General features: G+C 63.5%; 21 protein-coding genes. 4 read left to right on the top strand and 17 right to left on the bottom strand.

Features of this window, described 5'->3' with window-relative positions:
- The 7 genes from HOY34_RS09225 to rimP form a co-directional block, all read right to left on the bottom strand.
- Positions 1-127, bottom strand: a 127-nt coding sequence (locus HOY34_RS09225) for a formate--tetrahydrofolate ligase (RefSeq protein ID WP_172359617.1), incomplete at its 3' end; no start/stop codon positions are given.
- Positions 128-243: 116 nt separating this feature from the next.
- On the bottom strand, positions 244-1,287 hold the full coding sequence (locus tag HOY34_RS09230; RefSeq protein WP_172362071.1) for a magnesium transporter CorA family protein: 1,044 nt from the start codon (positions 1,285-1,287) through the stop codon (positions 244-246).
- Positions 1,288-1,365: 78 nt separating this feature from the next.
- Positions 1,366-1,578 carry a hypothetical protein gene (locus tag HOY34_RS09235; RefSeq protein ID WP_172362073.1) on the bottom strand — a complete coding sequence of 71 codons (213 nt, stop codon included), beginning with the start codon at positions 1,576-1,578 and terminating at the stop codon, positions 1,366-1,368.
- A gap of 198 nt (positions 1,579-1,776) precedes the next feature.
- Positions 1,777-4,374 carry a translation initiation factor IF-2 gene (gene infB / locus HOY34_RS09240; protein WP_172362074.1) on the bottom strand — a complete coding sequence of 866 codons (2,598 nt, stop codon included), beginning with the start codon at positions 4,372-4,374 and terminating at the stop codon, positions 1,777-1,779.
- A 5-nt stretch (positions 4,375-4,379) separates the two neighbouring features.
- Complete coding sequence (locus HOY34_RS09245; protein WP_172362076.1) at positions 4,380-5,027, bottom strand: RNA-binding protein; 648 nt, start codon at positions 5,025-5,027, stop codon at positions 4,380-4,382.
- 24 nt (positions 5,028-5,051) lie between these two features.
- On the bottom strand, positions 5,052-6,674 hold the full coding sequence (nusA, locus tag HOY34_RS09250; protein WP_172362078.1) for a transcription termination factor NusA: 1,623 nt from the start codon (positions 6,672-6,674) through the stop codon (positions 5,052-5,054).
- A gap of 45 nt (positions 6,675-6,719) precedes the next feature.
- Positions 6,720-7,334 carry a ribosome maturation factor RimP gene (rimP, locus tag HOY34_RS09255; RefSeq protein WP_172362080.1) on the bottom strand — a complete coding sequence of 205 codons (615 nt, stop codon included), beginning with the start codon at positions 7,332-7,334 and terminating at the stop codon, positions 6,720-6,722.
- Positions 7,335-7,661: 327 nt separating this feature from the next.
- Here rimP and HOY34_RS09260 point away from each other — a divergent pair, with 327 nt between their 5' ends.
- Positions 7,662-9,482 carry an autotransporter assembly complex protein TamA gene (locus HOY34_RS09260; protein WP_253944345.1) on the top strand — a complete coding sequence of 607 codons (1,821 nt, stop codon included), beginning with the start codon at positions 7,662-7,664 and terminating at the stop codon, positions 9,480-9,482.
- A complete protein-coding gene (locus HOY34_RS09265; RefSeq protein ID WP_172362082.1) occupies positions 9,482-13,021 on the top strand; it encodes a translocation/assembly module TamB domain-containing protein in 3,540 nt (1,179 codons plus the stop codon). Before HOY34_RS09260 ends, HOY34_RS09265 begins: the two co-directional genes overlap by 1 nt.
- Positions 13,022-13,293: 272 nt before the next feature.
- Here the strand turns inward: HOY34_RS09265 and HOY34_RS09270 are convergent, their stop codons facing one another.
- Entirely contained in the window at positions 13,294-13,491 is a 198-nt protein-coding gene (locus HOY34_RS09270; RefSeq protein WP_172362084.1) for a hypothetical protein, read from the bottom strand.
- A gap of 42 nt (positions 13,492-13,533) precedes the next feature.
- On the opposite strand from HOY34_RS09270, the gene HOY34_RS09275 reads away from it, so the two are divergent.
- Positions 13,534-13,800, top strand: a complete 267-nt coding sequence (locus HOY34_RS09275) for a hypothetical protein (RefSeq protein ID WP_172362086.1) — start codon at positions 13,534-13,536, stop codon at positions 13,798-13,800.
- Positions 13,801-13,811: 11 nt separating this feature from the next.
- On the opposite strand, the gene HOY34_RS09280 is transcribed toward HOY34_RS09275, so the two are convergent.
- The 5 genes from HOY34_RS09280 to HOY34_RS09300 form a co-directional block, all read right to left on the bottom strand.
- Positions 13,812-14,426 (bottom strand): YjbF family lipoprotein, encoded by a 615-nt coding sequence (locus HOY34_RS09280; RefSeq protein WP_172362088.1) that lies wholly within the window; start codon positions 14,424-14,426, stop codon positions 13,812-13,814.
- On the bottom strand, positions 14,417-16,576 hold the full coding sequence (locus tag HOY34_RS09285) for a YjbH domain-containing protein (protein WP_253944347.1): 2,160 nt from the start codon (positions 16,574-16,576) through the stop codon (positions 14,417-14,419). Before HOY34_RS09285 ends, HOY34_RS09280 begins: the two co-directional genes overlap by 10 nt.
- Before the next feature lie 136 nt (positions 16,577-16,712).
- The gene (locus HOY34_RS09290; RefSeq protein ID WP_253944349.1) at positions 16,713-18,650 is read right to left on the bottom strand and encodes a polysaccharide biosynthesis protein; all 1,938 of its coding nucleotides are present in this window, start codon (positions 18,648-18,650) and stop codon (positions 16,713-16,715) included.
- A gap of 103 nt (positions 18,651-18,753) precedes the next feature.
- Positions 18,754-19,365: a sugar transferase gene (locus HOY34_RS09295; protein WP_172362089.1), complete on the bottom strand. Its 612-nt coding sequence runs from the start codon at positions 19,363-19,365 to the stop codon at positions 18,754-18,756.
- Positions 19,366-19,372: 7 nt separating this feature from the next.
- Positions 19,373-20,359 (bottom strand): NAD-dependent epimerase/dehydratase family protein, encoded by a 987-nt coding sequence (locus HOY34_RS09300; protein ID WP_172362091.1) that lies wholly within the window; start codon positions 20,357-20,359, stop codon positions 19,373-19,375.
- A gap of 165 nt (positions 20,360-20,524) precedes the next feature.
- Between HOY34_RS09300 and HOY34_RS09305 the strand changes: the two genes are divergently transcribed.
- Entirely contained in the window at positions 20,525-21,652 is a 1,128-nt protein-coding gene (locus HOY34_RS09305) for a polysaccharide biosynthesis/export family protein (protein ID WP_172362092.1), read from the top strand.
- 119 nt (positions 21,653-21,771) lie between these two features.
- On the opposite strand, the gene HOY34_RS09310 is transcribed toward HOY34_RS09305, so the two are convergent.
- Genes HOY34_RS09310 through HOY34_RS09325 form a run of 4 tightly spaced genes read right to left on the bottom strand, consistent with a single transcriptional unit; the run spans position 21,772 to position 24,193 of the window.
- Positions 21,772-22,254, bottom strand: coding sequence for a MarR family winged helix-turn-helix transcriptional regulator (locus tag HOY34_RS09310; protein WP_172362093.1), 483 nt, complete (start codon positions 22,252-22,254; stop codon positions 21,772-21,774).
- Positions 22,251-23,120 carry a carbon-nitrogen hydrolase family protein gene (locus HOY34_RS09315; protein WP_172362426.1) on the bottom strand — a complete coding sequence of 290 codons (870 nt, stop codon included), beginning with the start codon at positions 23,118-23,120 and terminating at the stop codon, positions 22,251-22,253. Before HOY34_RS09315 ends, HOY34_RS09310 begins: the two co-directional genes overlap by 4 nt.
- Before the next feature lie 41 nt (positions 23,121-23,161).
- Positions 23,162-23,419: a glutaredoxin 3 gene (gene grxC, locus HOY34_RS09320; protein ID WP_172362095.1), complete on the bottom strand. Its 258-nt coding sequence runs from the start codon at positions 23,417-23,419 to the stop codon at positions 23,162-23,164.
- Positions 23,420-23,455: 36 nt separating this feature from the next.
- Entirely contained in the window at positions 23,456-24,193 is a 738-nt protein-coding gene (locus HOY34_RS09325; RefSeq protein WP_216654709.1) for a double zinc ribbon domain-containing protein, read from the bottom strand.
- Positions 24,194-24,208 lie beyond the last annotated feature (15 nt).

Here is a 24,208-nt window from a genome sequence, read left to right on the forward strand (position 1 = left end):
CAACCTTGGCCTTGTCATGCCCATAGGGCAGCAAATGCTCGGACGGGATCCCCAGCTTCGAGCCGATCTCCTGGATCGGACGCTTCCGCGCCTCTCGCGCTATCTCAATGTCTGATTTGAAACCCATGCTAGCCTCCTCTGAGCATTTCACTGGACCTTAGGGGAGCCTATGCCACCGTCTGTGACGGATTGCGACATGGCGGCATCCGAAGGCGTCAGGACAGGATCAGCGCCGGGTGCGGCTTACAGCCATTTTTTCCAGCGAAAGATCAGCCAGGGCACTACCGCCGAGACCACCATCATCACCAGCGCCACCGGATAGCCCCAGCGGATCGCAAGCTCGGGCATATATTCGAAGTTCATCCCGTAAATGCTGGCGATCAGGGTGGGCGGCAGGAACACAAAGGCCACCACCGAGAAGACCTTGATGATGTCGGACTGGCGGATATTGATCACGCCCAGGGTCGCATCCAGTTGAAAACGCACCTTTTCTGACTGCACCTGCGCCACTTCGCGCAGCGAGCGCACGTCATGGGTCAGGCTTTTCAGCTGGTCACGGTTCAGGCCTTTCAGGATGCTTTTCGCGCCCGGCATGCCGCCGACCGACAAAAAGCCCAGCAGCCGTTGTAGCGTCGCAAGGCTTTCGCTGATCTTGCCGTTGCGATCCTCAGATTCGCCGATTCGGCTGACCATGCCCTGCAGCGCGTCGCTGGCAGCTTTGCGGCTGTCAAAGATGGTCTTTGACAGATCATCCAACCGTCGCGATTCATTTTCCAGAATATCGGCCAGGCGGTCGACCACGGCCTCCATCAGGCCGAGGAAGGTGGCGATCCCGGTTTCGCAGGGCGTGTCATGGCGCGCCGCCCAATCGGCAAAAAACGCGAAAGAGCCGGGGCGATGGTAATGCACGGTGACCAGACGTTCTGGCTGGATCATGAAGGTGACCGGGCCGATGCCAAGCGCCTTCATATCGGGCGAGGCCAGGATCTGCGCGGTCAGATAGAGCACGCCATCCTCGAAGTAGATGCGCGAAGAGGGCTCGATCTCCTGCATATCTTCGCGGGTGGGGATGCCAAACCCCAGGGCTGCCTCGACAAGACTTTCCTCGGCATGGGTGGGCGCCTCGATGTCGATCCAGGTCATCTGGCGCAGGGCGGCAACGGCGGCGCTGTAATCGGTGTCCAGGCTGGGCGTTTCCGGGCTGAGCCTGCCTGAGGTTTCAGGAATGAACTGCGCAGGCGGGACTGACGCCAGCCGCATACCCTCAACGCGGAATCCTCTGATCATCCTGGTCTTCCTGTGATCTGCGCCCGGGGCGGTTCTAACGCTTTGCACCTGCAGAGAAAAGCCCGGCCACGCCGGGGGTTATTTCTTGCGGGCCTCAAGCTCTGAATTGAACAGGCGCAGGCGGTGGGTCAGGTTGTCCGCATCGGTGACGCTTTCAAAATTCTCGAAGAGGAAAGAAAGCGCCTCGCCCTCATCCAGCCCGGCGTCAAAGGCAAAGCGGCGCAGGCGGCGATAGCCGTCCTCGGTCATGGCAACGGGGAAGCGGCGGGTCAGGCGAAAACGTCTGGGCATCGGGGTCTCTGGCGGAATGCGGAATCTTTGCGTCAGTCTAATGCAGGGCAGGCGGCAAGGCCATGGCCAGGACGATGGCGACGATGGCGACGATGGCCGGGTCGGCGCGCGGGCCGCGGGAACAGAAGCGAGGCCCGGCACAGCAAAAAGGCCGGGGAAAACCCCGGCCTTTTCAGAAGTATTGCTGTCAGATCCGGCTCAGGCCAGGCTGCGCTGAACCTCTTCACGCTCGAAGATCTCGATGACATCGCCCTGGCGAATGTCTTCGTAGCGCTCGAAGGCCATGCCGCATTCGGTGCCAGACTGGACTTCTTTGACCTCGTCCTTGTGGCGCTTCAGCGTTTTCAGCGTGCCCTCGTGGATCACCACATCGTCGCGCAACAGGCGAACCCCGGCCGAGCGGCGTGCGACGCCCTCGGTAACCAGACAGCCTGCGACATTGCCGACGCCCGTGATGCGGAAGACCTCGAGGATCTTCGCATAGCCGATGAAATGCTCGCGGATCTCGGCTTTAAGCAGGCCGGAGGCGGCTTTCTTGATGTCGTCAAGCAGGTCGTAGATGATCGAGTAATACCGGATCTCGACGCCTTTTTGCTGGGCCGAAGCCCGCGCCATCGCATTGGGACGCACGTTGAACGCCAGGATCGGCGCGCCCGAGGCATCGGCCAGACCCACATCCGAATCGGTGATCGCACCGACGCCGTAATGCAGGATCCGCACGCGGACCTCTTCGTTGCCAATCTTTTCCAGCGCCTGGACGATTGCCTCTGCCGAGCCCTGGACGTCAGCCTTGACGATGACCGGCAGTTCCGAGACCGACTTATCGGCCTTGGCCTTGGCCATCAGCTGTTCCAGCGTGGTCGCAGCACCTGCGGCAGCGCGTTTGTCCTTGGTGGCCTTCTCGCGGTAGTCAGCGATCTCGCGGGCCTGGGCCTCAGAGCTGACCACGTCAAGAACGTCACCTGCCGAAGGCGTGCCATCAAGGCCAAGCACCTCAACCGGAACCGAAGGACCGGCCTCGGTCACAGTCTCGCCCTTGTCATTGACCAGTGCGCGAACCTTGCCCCACTTCTCGCCGACGACGAAGATATCGCCCTTCTTCAGCGTGCCGTTCTGCACGAGCACGGTCGCAACCGGGCCACGGCCCACATCCAGCTTGGCCTCGACCACAGCCGCACGGGCGGCGCGATTCGGGTTGGCTTTCAGGTCAAGCACTTCGGCCTGGATCGAGATCGCCTCAAGCAGATCGTCGATGCCCTGGCCGGTATGGGCCGAGACCTCGACATCCTGCACATCGCCCGACATCGCCTCGACGACGATTTCGTGCTGCAGAAGATCGGTGCGCACCTTGGTCGGATTGGCCGAAGGTTTGTCGATCTTGTTGATCGCCACGATGATCGGGACGCCCGCCGCTTTCGCGTGGGAAATCGCCTCAACCGTTTGCGGCATGACCGCATCATCGGCTGCAACCACCAGCACCACGATATCCGTCACCTGGGCACCACGGGCCCGCATCGACGTAAACGCCGCGTGGCCGGGGGTGTCGAGGAAGGTGATCAGCTGGCCGTTGGGGGCTTTCACCTGATAGGCACCGATATGCTGGGTGATGCCGCCGGCCTCGCCCGTGGCCACGGTGGCCTTGCGGATCCGGTCCAGCAGCGAGGTCTTGCCGTGGTCGACGTGGCCCATGATCGTCACAACCGGCGGGCGGGTGATCAGATCTTCGGCCTTGTCCTCGACGGTGTCGATCGACTGTTCAACGTCAGCATCCGACACACGAACCGCGCGGTGGCCGAATTCCTCGATCACCAGTTCAGCGGTATCGGCGTCGATCACCTGGTTCATGGTGACCATCATGCCCATTTTCATCAGCGACTTGACGACATCGGCGGCACGTTCGGCCATCCGGTTCGCCAGTTCAGAGACGACAATGGTTTCCGGCAGCTGCACATCGCGCACCTGCTTTTCGGCTTTCTGGCCAAAGCCCATCGCCTTCTGGCGGGCCTTTTCCTGCTTACGCTTCATCGCAGCAAGGCTGCGCTGGCGTCCGCCCTCTTCATTGGTGGCGGCAGAAAGCGTCAGCTTGCCCGAGCGGCGGTCACCTTCGCCACGACGCGCAGCGCCGCGATCGGTGTCACGATTCTCACGCTCGCGCTCGGTCTTGCGCGGGGTGGTGGCCGGGCGCGGGCCGGTGGCGTCAGAGGCACCGGGGCGCGGGCGGCTTTGCCCTGCACCACGATCACCCGGCACCGCAGGCGCGGCTTCGGCCGCTTTGGCCGGGGCCTCGGGCGCGGCGGGCTGACGACGCTGGGTGCCCAGCACATCGGCCTTACGCTGCGCCGCGCGGGCTTTCGCCTCTTCCTCGGCTTCGCGTTTCAGGCGCTCTTCTTCTTCGGCTTTCGCCCGAAGTGCGGCCTCGCGCTGACGATCCTCGCGCTCTTTCGCCTCGATTTCCTCGCGGCGGCGCTGACGCTCTTCTTCGCGTTCTTTTTCCTCGGCGGCGCGCTTTGCGGCCTCGTCCTGCTCGCGGGCCTTCGCCAGCCGCAGCGCATCGAGGCGGCGCTGCATCTCGGCATCGGTGATGCCTGCGGGCCGCTTTGAGGGGTCACCAAGATGAGAGGCGCCCGAGCTTGCGCCCGCAGCACCTGGCTTTGCCTGAGCAGGCACCACAACGCGCTTGCGCTTGGTCTCTACGACCACCGCATGGGTCCGCCCGTGCGAGAAGCTTTGCTTCACCGAACCGGAACGGGGGGCGCCACCAAGCCCGAGGGGTTTCTTGCCGTCAGTATCGCTCATACGTCTTACATATCCTTCCCGGCGGGTGCCCCGCCGACCTGCTCACCGTTCGGTTCGCCCATTTGCGCCCTGAAACCGGAAAGCCTTGCCGCTTCTTCTACTATGCGTGGACCGAGTCCACCAGCGGCAAGCGCCGCGTGTATTGCACGTTCACGACCGAATGCCAAACCCAATTCCCCTGCGGTCAGCCAGGAAATCAGGGTGTTTTTGCCGTCCGGGGGGCGCAGCTTGCTTTTGCCGCGTTCCGAACCGTCTTCCGCCTGGATCAGAACACGTGCCGTGCCCTTCACCAGCCATTCCTTAACCTTCTCGTAACCCGTCACCGCATCGCCGGATTTGCGTGCCAGCGACAGCAATTCGATCACCCGCCGGGCCAAAAGCGCCTCGACGGTATCGGGCAGCTCTGCGCCAGCCCTGACCTGGGTTCGGGCGGCGCGGGCAAAAAGTCCCTTTTTCACCGCCAGAGCCAGCCGTTCCCGGTCCGCAGAGACCCATATCCCCCGACCCGGCAGCCGTTCCAGAATATCCGGCACGATCTGCCCCTCTGGCCCGACGACGAAACGGACGAGGCCGGTTTTCGGCCCCGTCTCGCCAGAGGCAATGCATTTGCGCTCTGACTCGTCCTCTGATTTATCCCGGCCGCCGCGCGTCATCGCGGAAATCCCCGAGGCCTGAGATCAGGCCCCGGCCTCCTCTTCATCGGCGGGTTCTTCGCTGCCTTCCTCTTCGGCAGGCATCATTTCGGTCGGGTCAACCCAGCCCAGCAGGACGCGCGCGGTCATGATCATGTTTTGCGCATCATCCAGCGAGAGGTCGAATTTCTCCAGCAGGCCTTCGTCTTTCTTGCGCTGGCCATTTTCCGTGGTCCAGCCGCCAGCCAGTTCCCAATCGGCGCAGGTTGCGAAATCCTCAAGGGTTTTGATGCCGTCTTTCGCCAGCACTTCCAGCATTTGGGGGGTAAGGCCCTCAAATTCAACCAGGCTGTCCTCGACACCCAGGGCGCGGGCCGATTCCAGCGCCTTTTTGGCCTGCTCTTCCAGATAGTCGCGGGCGCGGGCCTGCAGCTCGTCGGCGGTGCCTTCATCGAAACCGTCGATGGAGAGCAGTTCGTCCTGATCGACGTAGGCCACCTCTTCGAGATTGGTGAAGCCCTCTGCGACCAGGAGCTGCGCCATCATCTCGTCGACGTCCAGCGTCTCCATGAAGAGGGCGGTGCGGGCGGCGAATTCGGCCTGACGGCGGGTCGATTCTTCGGCCTCGGTCAGGATGTCGATGTCCAGAGCCGTCAGCTGGCTTGCCAGACGGACGTTCTGACCGCGGCGGCCGATGGCCAGCGACAGCTGCTCATCCGGGACAACGACCTCGATCTTGCCGCCTTCGTCATCAAAGACGACCTTGGACACCTGCGCCGGTTGCAGCGCGTTCACGAGGAAGGTCGCCTGGTCCTGGTTCCACGGAATGATGTCGATCTTCTCGCCCTGCAGCTCGTTCACGACGGCCTGGACGCGGCTGCCGCGCATACCGACGCAGGCGCCGACCGGGTCGATCGAGTTGTCATAGGAAATGACAGCGATCTTGGCGCGCGAGCCCGGGTCACGGGCCACGGCCTTGATCTCGATGATGCCGTCATAGATTTCCGGCACTTCCATCTTGAACAGTTCCGCCATGAACTGCGGGTCGGTCCGGGACAGGAAGACCTGCGGGCCACGGACTTCGCGGCGCACGTCTTTGATATAGCAGCGGATGCGGTCGCCGATGCGGTAGGCTTCGCGGCCGATCTTTTCGTTGCGACGCAGGATGCCTTCGCCACGGCCGATATCGACGATGACGTTGCCATATTCCTCGCGCTTGACGGCGCCGTTGATGATGGTGCCCTTGCGATCCTTGAACTCGTCATACTGACGGTCGCGCTCGGCCTCACGGACCTTTTGCAGGATCACCTGTTTCGCCGATTGCGCAGCGATTCGGCCCAGATCGACCGGCGGCACATCATCGACGATCTCATCGCCGATTTGCGGATCTTTCAGGTAGTCTTTCGCCTGCTTCACGGTCAGCTGGGCGTGGTAATTCTCGACGGCATCATCCTCGACCACGGTGCGCACGCGGGTGAATGCGGCGCGGCCCGTCTTGCGGTCGATCGAGACGCGGATGTCCATATCGGCGCCATAGCGCGACTTGGCGGCCCGTGCGAGGCTGTCTTCCATCGCCTGGATCACCAGATCCGGGTCGATCATCTTCTCACGCGCAACGGCCTCTGCGGTCTGCAAAAGCTCCAGCTGGTTGGCCGAGGTAATCGCCATTGGGGTCTCTCCCGCTCTGTGTCAGGTCATTAACTGGTAATGGGTTCAGTGTTGGGTCGGCGGCGTGTCGGATTCATCCTCATCGCCGTCGGTTTCTTCGATTTCGTCAAAGCCGCCGTCTTCGGGCAGCGCAACTTTGCGCTGGCGCAGCATTTCGGCGATCAGCTCATCGGTCAGGATCAGCTTCGCATCCGAGAGCCAGTCGAACTGCAGCCCGATGATCACCGGCTTTCCATGCTGCTCGATCTCAATCAGGATCTCGCCATCCTCGACGCCTTTCAGCTCGCCCTTAAAGCGGCGCTGGCCTTCGATCAGCTCGGTCGTCTCGATCCGCGCTTCCCATCCGGCCCAGGCGTCAAAATCCTTCAGCCGGGTCAGCGGACGGTCGATGCCGGGGGATGAGACCTCCAGCGTGTAATTCTCTTCAATCGGATCCTCGACATCCAGAACCGCCGAAAGCGCGGTCGAGATTTTCGAGCAATCCTCAACCCCGATCCCGCCCTCGGGGCGGTCGGCCATGATCTGCAGCGTGCGCTCGACCTTGCCCATGCCGCCCATCAGGCGGATGCGCACCAGCTCATAGCCCAGCCCCTCGATCACCGGGGCGGCGATTTCGGCGAGGCGGCGGTCAATGGCGGTTTTGGCGATCAGGTCAGACATGGTATCCAGTGCGATTGCAAAGACGCGAGGCCTTTGAGGGGGCGGTAAAACAAAAAAGCGGGCTCAGCGGCCCGCTCATACTCTCGGTAGCGCCGGGTGTGGACCCCGGCACAGCTGTTGCAACATCATATACAGGCAGATGATCTCAGTTGCAAGGGTTCTGAGGGGGGCGGGCGCGGTGGTGGCCGGGACCTGCGCGACCCGCAAATAGGGGGTGTGCCACGAACAGCCAGGGGTCTGCCCGCCGAAAGCTGCTATATATGTGGTAATCCGGTTGCTCTTACACCGAAATTTGCCATAGTTGCGATGCTTGCCAGAGGTGATGATTTGCGACGTTTTATTCAGACTGGTTTCGGGCGTCGTATGGCGCAGGTGTCGCTGCTGGTGGGGGCGGCAATTCTTGCCGTGCCGCAGCCGGGGCGGGCGCTGGACGATCTGGCCTTTGATGTCGTCGGCGGCGACAAGGATCTGACGAAACTGTTGCGCCAGGCCTCTTTGCTGGCGGCGCAGCGGGCCGAGGATCAGACCGAAGCCGATGATATGTTCACCGCGGCGCGTGCCGATTATGGCCGTATTCTCGCGGCCTTATACGCCGAGGGTTATTATTCGGCGGTGATCCGCATCACAATCGATGGGCGCGAGGCGGCGAATATCCCGCCGCTGGATGCGCCTTCCTCGGTGCGGCAGGTCAAGGTCTGGATCGACCCGGGACCACGTTTCGATTTTGCTCAGACCGCCATCACGCCGCTGGCGCCGCGCACCGTTTTGCCCAGCGGCTTTGCCACCGGCGAGGTGGCCCGCGCCGGCGAGGTTGAGGCGGCGGTCGCGGCCTCGATCCTGCAATGGCGCGAAAGCAGCCACGCGAAGGCCCGCGTCGCCCGTGAGGACATCGTCGCTGACCACCGCAACAACACCCTTTCGGCGGTGATCGGCATCGACCCGGGGCCCGCGCTGCGCTTTGGCACGGTAACCGTCAAAGGGGCCGAGCGGATGCGGGTGGCCAGGGTGCTGAAAATCGCGGGCCTCGTTGAGGGCGAGAAATTCAGCCAGACAGAGCTGGACCGCGCCACGAATCGCCTGCGCCGCACCGGGGTCTTTTCCTCGGTCACCCTGACCGAGGGCGAAAAGCTGCAAAATGGCGGCCTTTTGCCGATAGAAATCTCGATCACCGAGCAAAAGACCCGCCGCTATTCGGTGGGGGCAGAGCTGTCCTCGGTTGACGGGGTCGCGCTGACGGGCAGCTGGATCCATCGCAACCTGATGGGCGGCGCCGAGCGGCTGAGAATTGACGGCGCGGTCAGCAATATCGGTTCGGGCGACAGCGGGGTCGATTATGAGCTGGGCGTCTCGATCGAGCGCCCCGCGACGCTGACCCCTGATACGACCGCCGGGCTGATCGCAAAGGTCGGGCACCTTGATGAGGTCGATTATGACGCCGATTATGCGGAATTCGGTCTGACGTTTACCCAATATTATTCAGAGCAGGTCACCTTCCGGGGCGGGCTGTCGTTTGAATATGTGCAGGGTCAGGATCCGACCGGGAAATTCCGCTATCGCAACCTGTCGCTGCCGCTGGGGGTCACCTGGGATCGCCGCGACAAGGCGACCGATGCGAAGAAGGGCTTTTACATCGATGCCACAGCCAAGCCGTTCTACGGCCTTGGCACCACCGGGTCCGGCATGCGGCTGACGGCTGATATGCGGGGCTATCGCAGCTTTTCCGACAACCGCTTTACGGTGGCCGCGCGGGTGCAGGGCGGCGCGATTTTGGGCAGCGACCTGTTGGAAACGCCGCGTGACGATCTGTTCTTCTCGGGCGGTGGCGGCACGGTGCGCGGCCAGCCCTATCGCTCGCTTGGGGTGAATATCCCCGATGGCTCTGGCGGCACCTATCTGATCGGCGGCACCGAGTTTGTGGCCGCCTCGATGGAACTGCGGGCCCGCTTTGGCGAAAGCTGGGGCGGCGTGGCCTTTGTCGATGCCGGCTATGTCGGCGCGGATGGCGACAACGAATCGCATGCGGGGGCGGGTGTCGGCGTCCGCTATGAAACGGGCTTCGGCCCGATCCGCTTTGATGTGGCCGCGCCGGTCAGTGGCAAGACCGGCGACGGCGTTCAGATTTACATCGGTCTCGGGCAGGCATTCTGATGCGCTATATCCCTCTGATCCTTCCGGTCGCAGCCATTTCCGTGGTGCTGGCCGATCCTGTTCACGCGCAGGAAGATGACCGCAGCTGGCTGACCGCCATGCTTGAGGACAATCTTTCGGGCGCGGGCCGCAAAGTCACCATCACCGGCTTTGCCGGGGCGCTGTCGTCGCGGGCCACGATCCAGAAGCTGACCATCGCTGATGATGAGGGCGTCTGGCTGACCATCGACAACGCGGCCCTGGACTGGAGCAGGACCGCGCTTTTGTCCGGCCAGGTGATCGTCAATGAACTGACCGCCACCTCTATCGTGCTGGAGCGTGTCCCGGCCGGGGAACCCGCGCCGACCACGCCCGAGGCGGGCACGTTTGAATTTGCCCTGCCAGAGCTGCCGGTCTCGATTGATATCGGCAAGGTGCAGGCCGATCAGATCACCCTTGGCGAAAGCGTGCTGGGCCAGGCGCTGACCGGAACCCTTTCGGCAGAGCTGCATCTGGCGGGTGGCGCGGGCACGGCCCAGGTCAGCATCGAGCGCACGGATGACGGGCCTGAGGCAAAGCTGGCGCTTGATGGCAGCTATTCGAATGAGACAAAGCAGCTGCAGCTTGATCTGCAGGCGCAAGAGGGGGCGGGCGGGCTGGTGGCCTCGGCCCTTGATCTGCCGGGCAAGCCCGCTGCGGCGCTGACGCTGAAAGGCAGCGGCACATTTGATGATTTCGCCGCTGATTTCAGCCTGGAAAGTGATGGGGATCAAAGGCTTGCCGGGCCAATCACCGTTAAGACGGTTGAAGATGGCCGCAGCTTTGAGGCGCGGCTGAGCGGCAATCCGGCGCCCTTGTTCCTGCCCGAATATGCCGATTTCCTGGGCGATGCGCTGTCGCTGGATGTGGCGGGCACCAGCTATAGCAGCGGTGGCCTTGCGCTGGATGAGCTGTCGCTGAAAGCGCGTTCGCTGAACCTTGATGGCAAGCTGCGGCTGGCGGCTGGCGGCATGCCAGAGCTGATCAATGTCACCGGAACCCTGCAAAGCCCCGATGGCAGCGCGGTGCTTTTGCCGATTTCCGGCCCCGTTGACACCCGCATCCAGAACGCGGCTTTCGGGCTGCAATTCGATGCGGCACAGGGCTCGGCCTGGACGACGCAGCTTAGCATGACGGGGCTGGATCGGCCGGATCTGGCGCTGGCGCGGGCCGGGATGGTCGGCGGCGGCACGCTGGACAATCAGGGCGGAAAGCCTGGCCTTGATGGCTCGCTGATCTTTGACGCCGAGGGGTTCGACCGCCTGGATCCGGGTCTGTTGGCGGCCATCGGGCCAAAGCTGGCGGGAACCACGAAATTTCACTGGCGGCAGGGCGACAATGGCTTCAGCCTGCCCCAAATCACCCTGAAAGGCCCCGATTACGGGCTTAGCGGCGCGGCCACGATCAATGGCCTTGGCGATGCGCTTTCGACCGGGCTGGATGTGAAACTCAGCGCCCAGGATCTGGGGCGGTTCTCTGGTCTTGCCGGGCGGCCGCTGGCCGGGGTGGCCGAGGTCACGCTGCAGGGCACGGTGACGCCGCTGACCGGGGCCTTTGATCTGGCGCTGAATGTGGTGGGCGAGGGGCTGAAATCGGGGATCGCCGAGGCGGATCGCCTGCTGGCGGGGCGCTCGGTGATTGAGGCCTCGGCGCTGCGCGACACCAGCGGCACCACCCTGCGCAGTTTCTCGGCGCGGGCGGCCTCGCTCAATGTTACCGGATCGGGCAAGCTGACCAGCCAGGGCGCTGATATTGCAGCCAATATCGTCTGGAAAAACCTGGCCGATATCGGTGCGAATTACGGCGGCTCGCTGAACCTCAATGGCACCTTCAAAGGCGATGCCTCGACCGGGGTTGCGCAGGTTTCGGGCCAAAGCCAGGGGCTGCGCGTGGGCCAGGCCGAGGCGGATCGCCTGATCTCGGGGCGTTCGGATCTGGCGGCGACGGTGGCGCTGGTTGGCGGCACCCCGGTTCTGCGGGCGCTGAACCTGACCTCGCCCCATGTCACCGCTGAGGTGGCGGGCGAGGGCGACAATGGCGCGATGCGGGTCTCTGGCCGGCTCAGCGATCTTGGCCTGCTGGTCTCGGAATTCCCGGGGCCTGTCACGCTGTCAGGGCGGTTTACCCCGGTCGGCGGCGCCGATTTCGACACCGATTTGCAGGTGCGCGGCCCGGCGGGAATTGATGCGCGGGTCAGTGGCCGCATGGGCGTGGTGCCGGATCTGCAGATCCAGGGCAGCGGCGAGGCGGCGGTCGCCAATCCTTTCACCGACCCGATCACCGTGGGCGGGCGGCTGGGCTATGACATCCGCCTCTCTGGCGGCTGGACACCGCAAAATGCGGCGGGCCGGGTAACGCTTTCGGGCGGAGAGCTGGCGGTTCCGGCGCGGGGCATCTCGCTTGACCGGATCGCGGCGACGGCCGATCTGGCGGCAGGGCGGGCGCAGCTGGCGGTGACGGCGGATGCCTCGCGCGGCGGGCGGATCCGGGTCGATGGGCCGCTGGGGCTGGTCTCGCCCTTCGCTTCGGATCTGACGATCCGGGTCGATGGGGTGCGGCTGCGCGACGCCGAGCTTTATGACACCACCCTCAGTGCCGATCTGGGGCTGAGCGGCCCGCTGCTGGGGGCCGCGCGTCTGGCCGGGCGCATCCAGATCGGCGAGACCGAGCTGCGGGTTCCGGCGACGGGCTTTGCCTCTTCGGCCGATCTCGAGCTGATCCGCCACGTCGGTGACGATGCCGCGGTGCGGGCAACGCGGGCCAGGGCGGGGATTGGTGCGGTGCCACCCGGAGGGCGCGACCCTGCGGCCCAAAGCAGCCTGCCACCCTGGGCGCTGGATCTGCTGATCCAGGCCCCGAACCGGATCTTCGTGCGTGGTCGCGGCCTTGATGCCGAGCTGGGCGGCGAGCTGCGCGTCGGCGGCACGCTGAACAATATCGTGCCCTCGGGCGGGTTCGACCTGGTGCGCGGGCGGATCGATATTCTGGGCAAGCGCCTCGTGCTGGATCAGGCCTCGCTGACCATGGAAGGCAGCATGATCCCGAATGTGAATTTCTCGGCCAGCAATGTCTCGGATGAGGTGACCAGCACGGTGACCGTCTCTGGCCCCGCAAATGACCCTGAGGTGACCTTCTCCTCTGACCCCGAGAAGCCGCAGGAAGAGGTCTTGGCCTGGCTGTTGTTCGGGCGCGGGCTGGATACGATCTCGGCGTTCCAGGCGGCGCAGCTGGCCAATGCGGTGGCGACGCTGGCCGGACGCGGCGGCGAGGGAATCGTCAGCAAGCTGCGGCGTGGCTTTGGCTTTGACGATCTCGATGTCTCGACCTCGCCGGATGGCAATACCTCGGTCAGCGCGGGCAAATATATCTCTGAGAAAGTCTATACAGAGGTGGGCGTCGATCAGTCAGGGAATACACGGGTCAACCTGAACCTGAACCTGCGCCCCGGTGTCACGGTCAAAGGCCGCGTTGACAGCGATGGCAGCAGCGGGATCGGCCTGTTCCTGGAGCGCGATTACTAAGACGCTCTCTGGCATCATCGACAGGGCTGCAAAGCGGGCGTCTCGGCGCCCGCTTTTTGTTGCGGTGCGAGGGGGGCAGGCATGTGGCTGCGGGGGCCTGACGGGGCCGCTGCAGGGGGATATGCGCGGGGCAGCTGTGGCTGGCAGGGGGAATGCTGGCAGGGGGAATGGTTGGGGCCCGTAGCGATGAAAAAGCGGCGGGCCGAAATAAGAAAGAGGCCAGCCACAGGGCTGACCTCTTTTTGGTCTTTACGCGTAATGCGTAGCCTGGATCAGCTGTCGCTGCCGCAAGCAACGGCGCAGAGAACTGCAGCGCCGATCAGAACCGGAACCAGAACACCACCGGTGCTCGAGGTACGCTCGGTGACAACAACCGGCTCGACTTCGTCAACGACGACAACCGGGCCACCAGCGAAAGCAGCCGAGCCCACGAGGGACAGAGCAACTGCAGCAGACATAACTTTTTTCATAGGAAACCTCCAGAACGACTCCGACCTCTGGATAGCATCTTTGTGCGGCAGACAAAAGCAAAACTCGCGCTCCTGGCGGAAACTGTGGCTCTTGCGCACTATTTTGCCTTTGCAGGTGCAGAAAAATGCGGCATCAGCATTGCCGGACAGGGCCTGGCATGGGCTATTGTTTTGAAAATAATAAGGAAAAATCCATGCTGCGGCCTGCTGGGCCAGGGTGTTTCACCTGTGTCGGGCGGGCAACATCTGCGGTACTGGCAGCGAAATTCTAAGAATGCCTCGCTGCCAGTTGGAAAAGATCGGCGCTGATCCGCCTGGGATCAGTCGATTACCCGTTCAAATTCGATCTGACCGATGCCGGGGCTGACCCATTCGCGTGATTTGCGAATCTTGCCGCCTTCCAGCCAGTAATGATTGGTGATGCGCCCCTGGTCGCGCTGGCAGTTTTCACTGACTTTGCGGGTGCTATGGGCGTGGCTGTAGATGGTCACGACCTCATCGCCATCGACCGAGACCGAGCAGCGGTAGTCGCGCCGTCCGGTCTGATCATCGGCATCCATGAAGAAGTAAGACCGCTGATAGCTGCCGCCCGAGGCGATCTGCCCCGCACCCGGTGCCGCCGAGGACATCAGATCGGCGCCAAGGCCCCGCGTCTCGATCAGAACGCCATTGCGGAAGGAAAACAGCATCCCATCCGCCGAGAACCAGTTCACCACGTCACCACGGGTGTCGCGGATGGTCAGGAAGGTCTCGATCCCGCGTGAGGGCACCCGCAGCTTCATCACCGGCTGGCCGGATTTGGCGATATCGGCGCGGCTGACCGTGCCAATCGGGGCCAGTTCGCCGCCTGCTTTGGGGAAATAGGCCTCAAGCTTTGAACAGCCTGCGACGAGGGTCATCGCCGTCAGCGCGACGGTTGCAGTTTTCAGCGCCATACGCGGCTCCATTGGTCGTCGATCCGGTCACTGTGATAGTCGCGGATCGTGTCATAGAGACGGCCCTCGACGTCAACGCGGGCCCCGCCATCGCGTTGCAGCGGGCGGATGGTCTGGTTGATTTCCTGGCGGGTCGGGTTGCCGAGCATCCAGTTCATCGGCACGGTGATGCGCAGGCCCTTGTCAAAGCGCCCCTCGCCAACCTCTTCCGAGCTGGCATCCGTCAGCGTCGCAAAGGCACCCACTTTCCAGCCATTGGCAAACTCGCGGTCCAGCGTCAGCGTTGCGCCGACATCGCCCGCCAGATAGCGCCCGACATCGACCTGGCCCAGATAGCCATTGCCGAAATCGTAATAGGCCGAAAGATAGCCCGTGGTGATCGAATAGTCATATTGGTCAAAGCCGAACATGCCATCGGTGTCACGCTGCTTGGTGTAGTTCAGCTCTGCCCCGATCGCCAGCGCACTGTCGGCAGGCTTCCACAGCACCTCGCCCGAGACGCCTGCATGCATGCGCTCAAGATAGCCTGCGGTGACGCGGGTATAGACGTTCGCGGCCGGGTGGTTGTACCAGGCCAGCGTTGCCCGCTCGACCGCGAAGCTGGAATCTTCATTGTATTTGCGCGTGTCTGAACGGACATGGGCCAGCGTGCCGCCCTTGTCGATCAGCGTCGCATCTTCCGAGTTTCCGGCCAGCTTCTGATAGACCGTGCCCGAAACCAGCCAGCCAGGGGCCACATCATAGCTGGCCTTGGCGCGGATCCCGATATCGCCCCGCGCCGGAGAGGTGACGCGGAAGCCCGGCAGCACGCTCCAGGTGAACTTCGGATAAAGCCCCTCATCGGCGCCATGGCCGCCCGGGATCATCGCGCCCGCATCAGAGATGGTCACCCGCTCGCGCAGGGTGGCGGCATTGTTCGGCGTATGCTCAAGCCGCTCCAGATCCGAGCGGCGGATGGTGACCTTAGACGCCCCGACACCGCGCACCACCGGCACGATCTCAAACGTTTCGACCGAGGCCGGCATCACAATCGACAGCGCCCGCGCGGTGCGGCCGATGGCCTGGGCGGGGGCGTCGATTTTCGAATTGCGGATGCGGATCTGCACGCGATCGGCGGTATAGGCGAAATCCTCGATCTGGATGCCGTCTTTTTCCAGATAGCGCGTCAGGTTCTTGCGAAGCAGCGCATTGGCATCGGCCTGGGCGACCCAGCCCTGATCCCAGGCATCGGGGTTCGACGCGCGCGAGGGGCGGGTGATCACCGGAACCGGGCCAGAGCCCAGCACGCCGATGGTGCCGGGGCGGTTTTTCGGGTCCATGATCAGATGGAAGGAAATGCCGACCTCTGAGCCATAAAGCGAATAGGCGCCCAGACGCACATTCTCGCCCCAGGCATATTCGACGCCGAAGTTGACCGGGCTTTTGCGCTCAAACGTCTGGCGCTTGTCGGCCTCTTCCAGATAGGCGTCAGAGGAATATTCGGCCTTCAGCGTCCAGTTGTCATTCAGCTTGTATTCGATACCACCGAAGGCCGCAGCCGAGCCACGGAACCAGTTCTTCGCGTTCAGCTCACTGCCGAGGCCGTTGACATCCCAGGCCTCACGCTCGCCGCCAAAGGGGGAACCGAAAGAGCTGTAGCTGCCATAGCGGCCCCAGCCGATACCGGCGGTAACCTTGATACGGTCGTTGAAATTCTTGGTCGCCACCAGGTATTCGGCGGAATTATAGCCGGTTCCCAGGAAGTCCTGCAGGCCAAGCGCGATGGCGGGCATCCAGGTGCCCTCTTCCGCCAGGCGGAAACGCAGATCGAAGCTGCGGTCATTGTAGGAATCATACTGATAGCCGGGCAGGCCGGGAATCTGATTCCAGTCAGCCGTGTTCTGGATGCGGAAACTGCCCGCCATCCAGGGGGTGATCTGGAACGTCATCGTCGCACGCGAGATCGGCCCAAAGCGCGAGCCGGAAAAGTTGAAGGTGCCATCCGGCATCATCTCGCCCGAGGGCATGTCAATAAGACCAGGAACGCCGCTGAAACTCAGCGTCGTGTTCATCTCGGCCTTCGACTGCTGCGCCAGCGGAATGGACATCACCGATGCGCAGACGGTTGCCAGCAACATGCCCTGCAAGGGGCTACGTGTCTTACTCGCCAAATCCGACCCTCCGTTCCCCTCATCTATGGGCAAGCGCGGCCGGAACAGCAAGTCCCGCTTTGCGCAAGAGCGATATCCTGGCGGGATTCGTTCGCGCTGTTGCGCAGTCGTAACTGCGGCAGCAGAGGGGGCGGGGCTATTGCGACGCCAGGGTAATTCTGGGCTCGGGCCGGGGGGCGCAATCGGGGGGGCTGCCATTCCCGCAGGCGGTGCGGATTGCCAGATCACGCGCCGCTGCCGCATCGCCCGTTGCCGCGATCTGGCCCAGTTTTTGCAAAAGCTGCGGGATTTCCTGGCTTTGGGCATCTTCTTCGCTGGCCCGCAGGATGCGCGGATGCGGGGTGCGCAACAGCCCGTCGCCGATCAGCAGCTCTTCATGCAGCTTTTCGCCCGGGCGCAGGCCGATCACTTTGATTTCGATATCGCCCGCCGGGTTGTTCTCATCGCGCAGCGTATAGCCTGCCGCCTCGATCAGCTGCTCGGCCAGATCGCGGATGCGCACCGGCTTGCCCATATCCAGCACAAAGACATTGGCCTTTGCCAGGCTGGAATCATCCTGGAACGAGCCCGCCATCAGCACCAGCCGCGTCGCCTCTGAGATGGTCATGAAATAGCGCGTGACCTGTTCATGGGTCAGCGTCACCGGGCCGCCGCGGGCGATCTGCTCTTTGAAAAGCGGTATGACCGAGCCGGACGAGCCCAGCACATTGCCAAAGCGTACGATGGAAAACTGCACACCGGGATGACGATGCGCCATATCCTGGATCACCAGCTCTGCCAGCCGCTTAGAGGCGCCCATCACATTGGTCGGGCGCACCGCCTTGTCGGTCGAGACCAGCAGGAAGCGTTTCACCCCCGCCGCGACGCAGACATCTGCCAGGGTCCGGGTGCCCAGAACATTGTTCACAAGACCCGCAATCGGGTTCGCCTCGACCAGCGGCACATGCTTGTAGGCGGCGGCATGAACGACCACCTCGACCGCATGATCCTGCACGGCCAGCCGCACCGCCCGCGCATCGGTGACAGAGCCAAGCACCGGAACAATCGTGACATTTCGCCCCGCCGGGATCGCCAGCAGCTCGCGTTCGATTGCGTAAAGCGCGGGCTCTGACATCTCCAGCAGCACAAGGCGGGTGGGGCCGCAGGCCAGCAACTGGCGGCACAGTTCCGAGCCGATAGAGCCCCCCGCGCCGCTGACCAGCACCGACCTGCCCGCATAGGTCTGCGAGCCGTCAGGCAGGCTGATATCCAGCCGGTCGCGGTTCAGAAACTGCCCGGCAGGGGCCGATTGCAGCTTGTCGATCAGGATTTCGGTGCCGACCAGCTGCTCGAACGAGGGCAGCGACTGCACCTCCAGCCCAAGCGCCTGCAGCTTGCGCGACAGCCGCATCTGGCGCGGCGCCGAGCTGGAGGGGATGGCCAGAATCACCCGCGTTATTTCATGGTTGCGCACGATGTCGCGGATACGCTCGGGCGCGAAGATCCGCAGCCCGGCGACGCGCTGCCGGTGAAGGTTGGGGTCGTCATCCAGGAAGGCGACGACGCGGATCGTCTCATGCGCCTTCAGTGCTGAGGCCAGCCGCAGCCCGGTGGTGCCCGCGCCATAGATCAGCACCCGGACGGGTGCCAGATTGTAGCGCAGGGCCGCAAGATAAAGCTGCAGCAGCAGCATCCGCGCCCCGATCGCCGCCAGAAACAGGATCAGCGTAAAGGCCAGCGTGCCGACCACCGGAAAATGCAGCCCCGGCAGCGTGGTGACAAAGAACACCCCGGCCGCAACCAGCGCGGCATAGGGGAATATACCTGTCGTGCCAAAGGTTTGATAGCTTTTCAGTTTGATCCGCATCAGCCCGAAGGCGACCGAGGCAAAGCCGCCAAACAGCGCCGCCAGCGCGAATACCGGGCCAAGACGCGAAATCTCGGCGCCGGGCCAGGGCGAGCCATAGGTGAACATACAGGCCAGAAGAAAGCTCAGCGGCGCCAGGATGACGTCGAGGATCCAGATGGCCAGCTGCTTGTGCCGTCGGGTCAGAGATTGCGAGATCCTGAACAGCGTCTTGCGTGCGGAATTCATATGTATTGAGGGTGCCTGCGCTTAATTGTGTAATGAATGGTCCTATACGCCAGAACAGGCAAGAATTACTGAATACGGAAAATACGGACAGGCGGAATCAAGCTTATTTTCGCCATAAAACCTGGCGGATCGTCTCTGAAAGAATTGCAATATCGTAGCAAAGACTGCGCTTGTCACGGTAAATCAGATCAAGGCGTGCCTTTCTGGGCACGCAGCGCGTGGCGTAAACGTGATTTGTCTCTGCCCGGCTTTTGCAGCGTGTCAGCAGCCATGCTTCATGATGATGGAAATGCAGCGTCGCCAGACCTGTCAGACCGGGGCGGCATTGCAGCACCTCGGCGTAAAGCTCGGGAAAGCTGTCGGTATACTGGCGCAGCGGCGGGCGGGGGCCGACGATGCTCATATCCCCTTTCAGGATGTTCCAGATCTGCGGGATCTCATCCAGGCGATAGCGGCGCAAAATCCGCCCCTCGGGGGTGATGCGCGAGGTTTTGTCGCCGCCCGAGACGCCGCTGTCAGCATCAGAAACCGTCATGGTGCGGAATTTCCAAAGCATGAAGGGCTGATCAGGGGTTTTCATCCGCTCGGCCACGTAGAAAATCGGTCTGCCGGAACGGATCAGGATCCAGGCCGCAATCAGCAGGCTGGGGATCAGCAACAGTATTCCCGCAAACAGCGCCAGGATAACGTCAAAGAGCCGTTTGCTAAAACACATCCGTAGATCAGGTCCCGCCAGTCTGAAACAATGCATTGCGCTCGGCGATCAGCTGTTTTGCATTCGCCGCCGGCATTTGAAGTAACCCTTGCAACCGGGTCGTGTCCAGCACCGCTGATGCGGTGACGGCGGGATTTGGCGGCGCCCATTCCCAGGCAATGCCTGAAAGCCGCAGCAGTTCGGCCATGCCAAGGGGCGGGGATTGTGCGAAATTGATCACATCGGGCAGGTTCTGCCCTGCGGCTATGCGCTGCAACAATGCGACCAGGCTTTGCGCAAAGGTGATCGGCCCGATCCACGAGCGTAGGGGGCCACGGGCCAGGGGGGCGGGCCCGTCCTCGCCTGTTTCACCTGGCACCGGGTCCAGGCGTATGGGCGCGACGACACCCTTGCCCAGCAGCGCATCCGCGCCGATCAGATTGCCAAGCCGCAAGATCGTCAGCCCTTGCGCGATTCCGCGATCACCGTCGCGCAGCAGGCCTTCAGTCTGATATTTCGCCGCACCATAAGGGTTTGCGGGGCAGGGGGCGTCGGTTTCCCGCGCAGCCCCTGGGCCAGGCGCATAGATGGCGGCCGTTGAGATATGCACCACATGGCGCACCGCATTCTGGGCGCAGGCTGCAATCACAGCGGCGATCAGCGCCGGGTTGCGCCCTGGCTCTTTTGCCCCGGTCGTGCCGGCCAGATGCAGCAAAATGGCACCGCGGGGCCATTCGGGCGCGGGCTCTGCACCGATATCCCAGCGGATATGCCTTGCTGCGCCGCCTGTGGTCTTGCCCGCGATGTCGGGCAGCGCCCCGCCACGTGACGACCAAAGAAAGCTCAGGCCTGTTTCGTCCTCGCCCAATCCTGCCAGGCCAAGGGCCCGGCGCAACACGTTGGCCACCCGACCCGAGGCCCCGGTCACCACCACGGGAACCACCACGGGAGGCAGCGGCGCAGGACCCGGCGGCAAAGGCAGGTGCGATGAAAGCAGCTTATGTGGTGCAGCCAATGTCACGCCCCCCTTTGTTTTTTTGTGCCGATTTCGGCGCGGTGCCGATGCAGGTGATTGACCGCAGCCGCCCGCAGTCTATGTTTCTGCGAAACGCGCTGTCTGTATATGGGGATATCCGGACAGGCGCGAGACCGGGTTTTCAGGCTGCCGCCGGAGATATTTATGCGTTCCTCTGCCTTCTTGCGGCTGCTTGTTGCAGCAGCTGTTTCTGTGTCGCTTGCTGCCTGCAACAGCCCCCGTGGGGCCGGAAAGGCCAGTGAGATCCTCAAAGGGGCCGATGCAGAGGATGCAGATTTCCAGGTTGTCAGCGTCTCGCGCAGCTCTGTCGCGCAGGTTTCGGCCTGGCCCGGTCTGGGCGGGGGCGCGGCCACCAATGGCTGGATCGCCCGCAAGCGCGGCCCCGCCGGGGCGACGATCCAGGCGGGCGACAAGATCGATCTGACCATCTGGGAGACGGGTGATGTCACCCTGCTTTCGCAGCCCGGGCAAAAGGTCGTGGCTTTGCCGGGGCTGACCGTTTCGCCCGATGGCGCGGTGTTCCTGCCCTTCGTCGAGAAGGTCTATATCGGCAATATGACCCCCGATGAGGCCCGGGCGGCGGTGCAAAAGCGGCTGGATGAGGTGATGCCCTCGGCCCAGGTGCTGATCGCGCATCAGCCCGGCCATCGTCAGACCGTCGATCTGGTCAGCGGCGTCAATGCGCCCGGCAGCTATCCGATGCCCAGCCGCGATTTCACCGTGCTGGGGCTGATCGCGCTTGGCGGCGGTATTCCGGCCGGGCTGGAAAACCCCAATGTGCGGCTGATGCGCGACGGCAAGCTTTACGGCATCTCGGCCGACCGGCTGATGAAGGATCCGTCGCAGGACACCACTTTGCGCGGCGGCGACAAGGTCTATGTCGAATCGGATGAGCGCTATTTCATCGCGCTTGGGGCCTCGGGGCGCGAATCACAGGTGGCGTTCAACCAGGACCGGATCTCGGCGCTTGAGGCCCTGTCGCTGACCGGCGGCCTGAATGATGCCCGCGCCGACGCCAAAGGCGTGCTGATTCTGCGCAACTATCCGGGCAATGCGCTGCGCGCTGACGGGACGGGGCCGGAAAAGCAGCGGGTGGTCTTTGCCATTGATCTGACCTCGGCGGATGGGTTGTTCTCGGCGGGGCAATTCTACATCCAGAACAAGGATGTGGTTGTGGTTGCAGAAAGCCCGATCGGCACCGCGACCTCGATCATCAGTCTGACGGCTGGCCTGATGGGGATCGGTCGCGCAGCCCAGGCCATGACCGACTGAGGCCTCTCTCTGCCCGGATCCGGGGCGCTTATTGCGGGCGCCCCGGTAATTGATTCTCCCGGCTGCAACATGCTGAATTTATTAAAAATTTTGAAGATGGGCGACTGAGGCTTTTGCTCTCAGCCGTCCTGTTCCAGCCGCGCCCGCATCTCGCGCAGCACCGGCAGCACAGCGCGGACCCGGTCATGGCCAAGCGCCTCGACCACCTCAGCGATCATCGGTGTGACCGCCTGAACTGCGGCATCCCGCGCCGCCCGGCCCGCCGGGCTGATCGCCACGAATTTGCGCCGCGCATCATCCCAGTCGGGGCGGATATGGATATGCCCGGCCCATTCCAGCCGCGCCAGCGTATTGGTCATCGCGCCGCGCGTGACGTGAAAGGCCCGCGCCAGCTGGGCGGGGGTGCGCTCATCCTGGATGCGGGCCAGATGGTTCAGCACCGAGAACTGCGACAGCTCCATCCCCTTGGGCAGCGCCTTTGAGATGCGGTTGCGGGCCAGCTGATCGGTCATGAACAACTCGCCAAACAGCGCGACCGCGATATCGACGGAACTGCCGGCCGAATTTCCCGCCGTGGCGCTGTCGGGACGTTCCTGGCTCATGCAGTGTCGCCGTCAGGGCGGCCGTCAGAGCAGCCGTCTGGGGCTGTGAAGGCGCGATCATGGGTGATCGCAGGCACCCGGCCACGCGCCCGCCCGACCTGGGCCAGATCCAGATCGACCAGCGTCACCCCAGGCTCTGTGCCGCCATCGGCCAGCACCTCGCCCCAGGGCGCAATCGCCAGCGAGTGGCCCCAGGTGCGACGACCGCGGCCATGGGCCTCACGGTGGAAGCCGGTCTGCGCCGGGGCCAGCACGAAGCAGCCATTCTCAATCGCGCGGGCGCGCAAAAGCACCTCCCAATGGGCGCGGCCTGTGGTGTCGTTGAAGGCGGCAGGCACCGTCAGGATCTGCGCGCCGCCCTGGGCCAGGCTGCGGAAGAGATGCGGGAAGCGCAGATCATAGCAGACCGCCATGCCGACCCGGCCAAAGCTGGTATCGGCGACGACGGCCGCCTCGCCCGGGCGGTAAGCGGCGCTTTCGCGATAGACCTCTGTCTCTGAGACATTCACATCAAACATGTGAATTTTGTCATAACGCGCAAGGATTTCCCCATCGGGCCCGATCAGGAACGAGCGATTGGCGAAACGCCCATCCGCATCCCCGGTCAACAGCCCCAATGAGCCGATCAGCAGATGCTTCCCGGCCTCTTTCGCGGCCTGGCGCAGCGCCTGCAGCGTCAGGTCATCGGCCTCATGGCGATAGACGCTGCCCTGATGCGTGCGGGACGAGGACAGGCAATTCGTCATCTCGGGTGTCAGAATGAAATTGGCCCCCGAGGCGACGGCGGTGCGAAACATCCCCAGCACCTGGCGCAGATTTTCATCCGGATCATCCGAGACATTCAGCTGGATAAGCGCCGCCCGCAGCGGCTGCTCAGGCGTTTGTGCGGGGGGGAAGCTGTCGGCCATCAGTCGGCCAGCAGGGCATCAAGCCTGCCCTCATGTTCCAGCGCATGCAGATCATCCGAGCCGCCGACATGGGTCTCGCCGATGAAAATCTGCGGCACGCTGCGCCGTCCGGCGGCGCGATTGGTCATCGCCAGCCGCAGATCGGGGTCACGGCTGACATCGATCTCGGTGAAATTCACGCCCTTTTTGGTCAAAAGCCGTTTGGCGGCCAGGCAATAGGGGCAGGTGGGGGTGGTATAGATCTCGACGTTGCGCATGGCTGATCCCTTGTTCGCGGGTGGAACTATAGGGATTTAGGCATCTTTCGCAACGCGTGCGAGAGCAAGGACAGAAACCCGGGCTGCACCGGCTGCATGGCAGGCGGCGGCGGCGGCAGTAAAACTGGCGCCCGAGGTCATCACATCATCAACCAAAAGCACCGCCCGCCCCTGTATCCGTGTCGCCTGGCGGGGGGCGATGGTGATCGCGCCCTCCAGCGCGGCGAAACGCGCCTCACGCGTGCGGCCCTCCTGGCTGCCCGTGGCCCGGGCGCGGATCAAAAGATCGGGGCAATGGTCCAGGCCAACGCGCTGCGCCAGCCCCGCAGACAACAGCGCCGCCTGGTTGAACTGACGCCGGAAAAGCCGCCAGCGATGCAGCGGCATCGGCGCGATCAGCATCCCGCCCGTCAGCAGCGGGCCCGCCGCCCGCGCCAGCCAGCCCGCCATCGGCTGCGCCAGATCCAGCCGGTCACCACGTTTCAGCGCCAGCACCAGGCTGCGCCCCTTGTCGCGGTAAAGCATCACCGCACGCCCCGCCTGCCAGTTGCGGTCTGTGGCGTGGCAGTCTTCGCAGCGCAGATCGGCGGCCTGGCTGGCGCTGTCATCGGCAACCGGGGTGCCGCAAAGATGACAACAGGGCCCGGTGATAAAGGGCGTATCCCGCCAGCAGCTGCCGCAAAGCCCGAAATCAGACGAGACCAGCGCCCCGCAACTGATGCATTGCGGCGGATAGACCGCCCGGATCGCCCCAAGCGCCACCGCCTGTGCCAGCCTCCAGCCGCGGGC

The organism is Pseudogemmobacter hezensis, from assembly GCF_013155295.1.
GTDB lineage: Bacteria > Pseudomonadota > Alphaproteobacteria > Rhodobacterales > Rhodobacteraceae > Pseudogemmobacter > Pseudogemmobacter hezensis.

Coding starts and splice junctions, on each gene's coding strand:
- HOY34_RS09230 (WP_172362071.1), bottom strand. CDS start 1,287: ATGATCAGAGGATTCCGCGTTGAGGGTATGCGGCTGGCGTCAGTCCCG.
- HOY34_RS09235 (WP_172362073.1), bottom strand. CDS start 1,578: ATGCCCAGACGTTTTCGCCTGACCCGCCGCTTCCCCGTTGCCATGACC.
- infB (WP_172362074.1), bottom strand. CDS start 4,374: ATGAGCGATACTGACGGCAAGAAACCCCTCGGGCTTGGTGGCGCCCCC.
- HOY34_RS09245 (WP_172362076.1), bottom strand. CDS start 5,027: ATGACGCGCGGCGGCCGGGATAAATCAGAGGACGAGTCAGAGCGCAAA.
- nusA (WP_172362078.1), bottom strand. CDS start 6,674: ATGGCGATTACCTCGGCCAACCAGCTGGAGCTTTTGCAGACCGCAGAG.
- rimP (WP_172362080.1), bottom strand. CDS start 7,334: ATGTCTGACCTGATCGCCAAAACCGCCATTGACCGCCGCCTCGCCGAA.
- HOY34_RS09265 (WP_172362082.1), top strand. CDS start 9,482: ATGCGCTATATCCCTCTGATCCTTCCGGTCGCAGCCATTTCCGTGGTG.
- HOY34_RS09270 (WP_172362084.1), bottom strand. CDS start 13,491: ATGAAAAAAGTTATGTCTGCTGCAGTTGCTCTGTCCCTCGTGGGCTCG.
- HOY34_RS09280 (WP_172362088.1), bottom strand. CDS start 14,426: ATGGCGCTGAAAACTGCAACCGTCGCGCTGACGGCGATGACCCTCGTC.
- HOY34_RS09290 (WP_253944349.1), bottom strand. CDS start 18,650: ATGAATTCCGCACGCAAGACGCTGTTCAGGATCTCGCAATCTCTGACC.
- HOY34_RS09295 (WP_172362089.1), bottom strand. CDS start 19,365: ATGTGTTTTAGCAAACGGCTCTTTGACGTTATCCTGGCGCTGTTTGCG.
- HOY34_RS09305 (WP_172362092.1), top strand. CDS start 20,525: ATGCGTTCCTCTGCCTTCTTGCGGCTGCTTGTTGCAGCAGCTGTTTCT.
- HOY34_RS09310 (WP_172362093.1), bottom strand. CDS start 22,254: ATGAGCCAGGAACGTCCCGACAGCGCCACGGCGGGAAATTCGGCCGGC.
- grxC (WP_172362095.1), bottom strand. CDS start 23,419: ATGCGCAACGTCGAGATCTATACCACCCCCACCTGCCCCTATTGCCTG.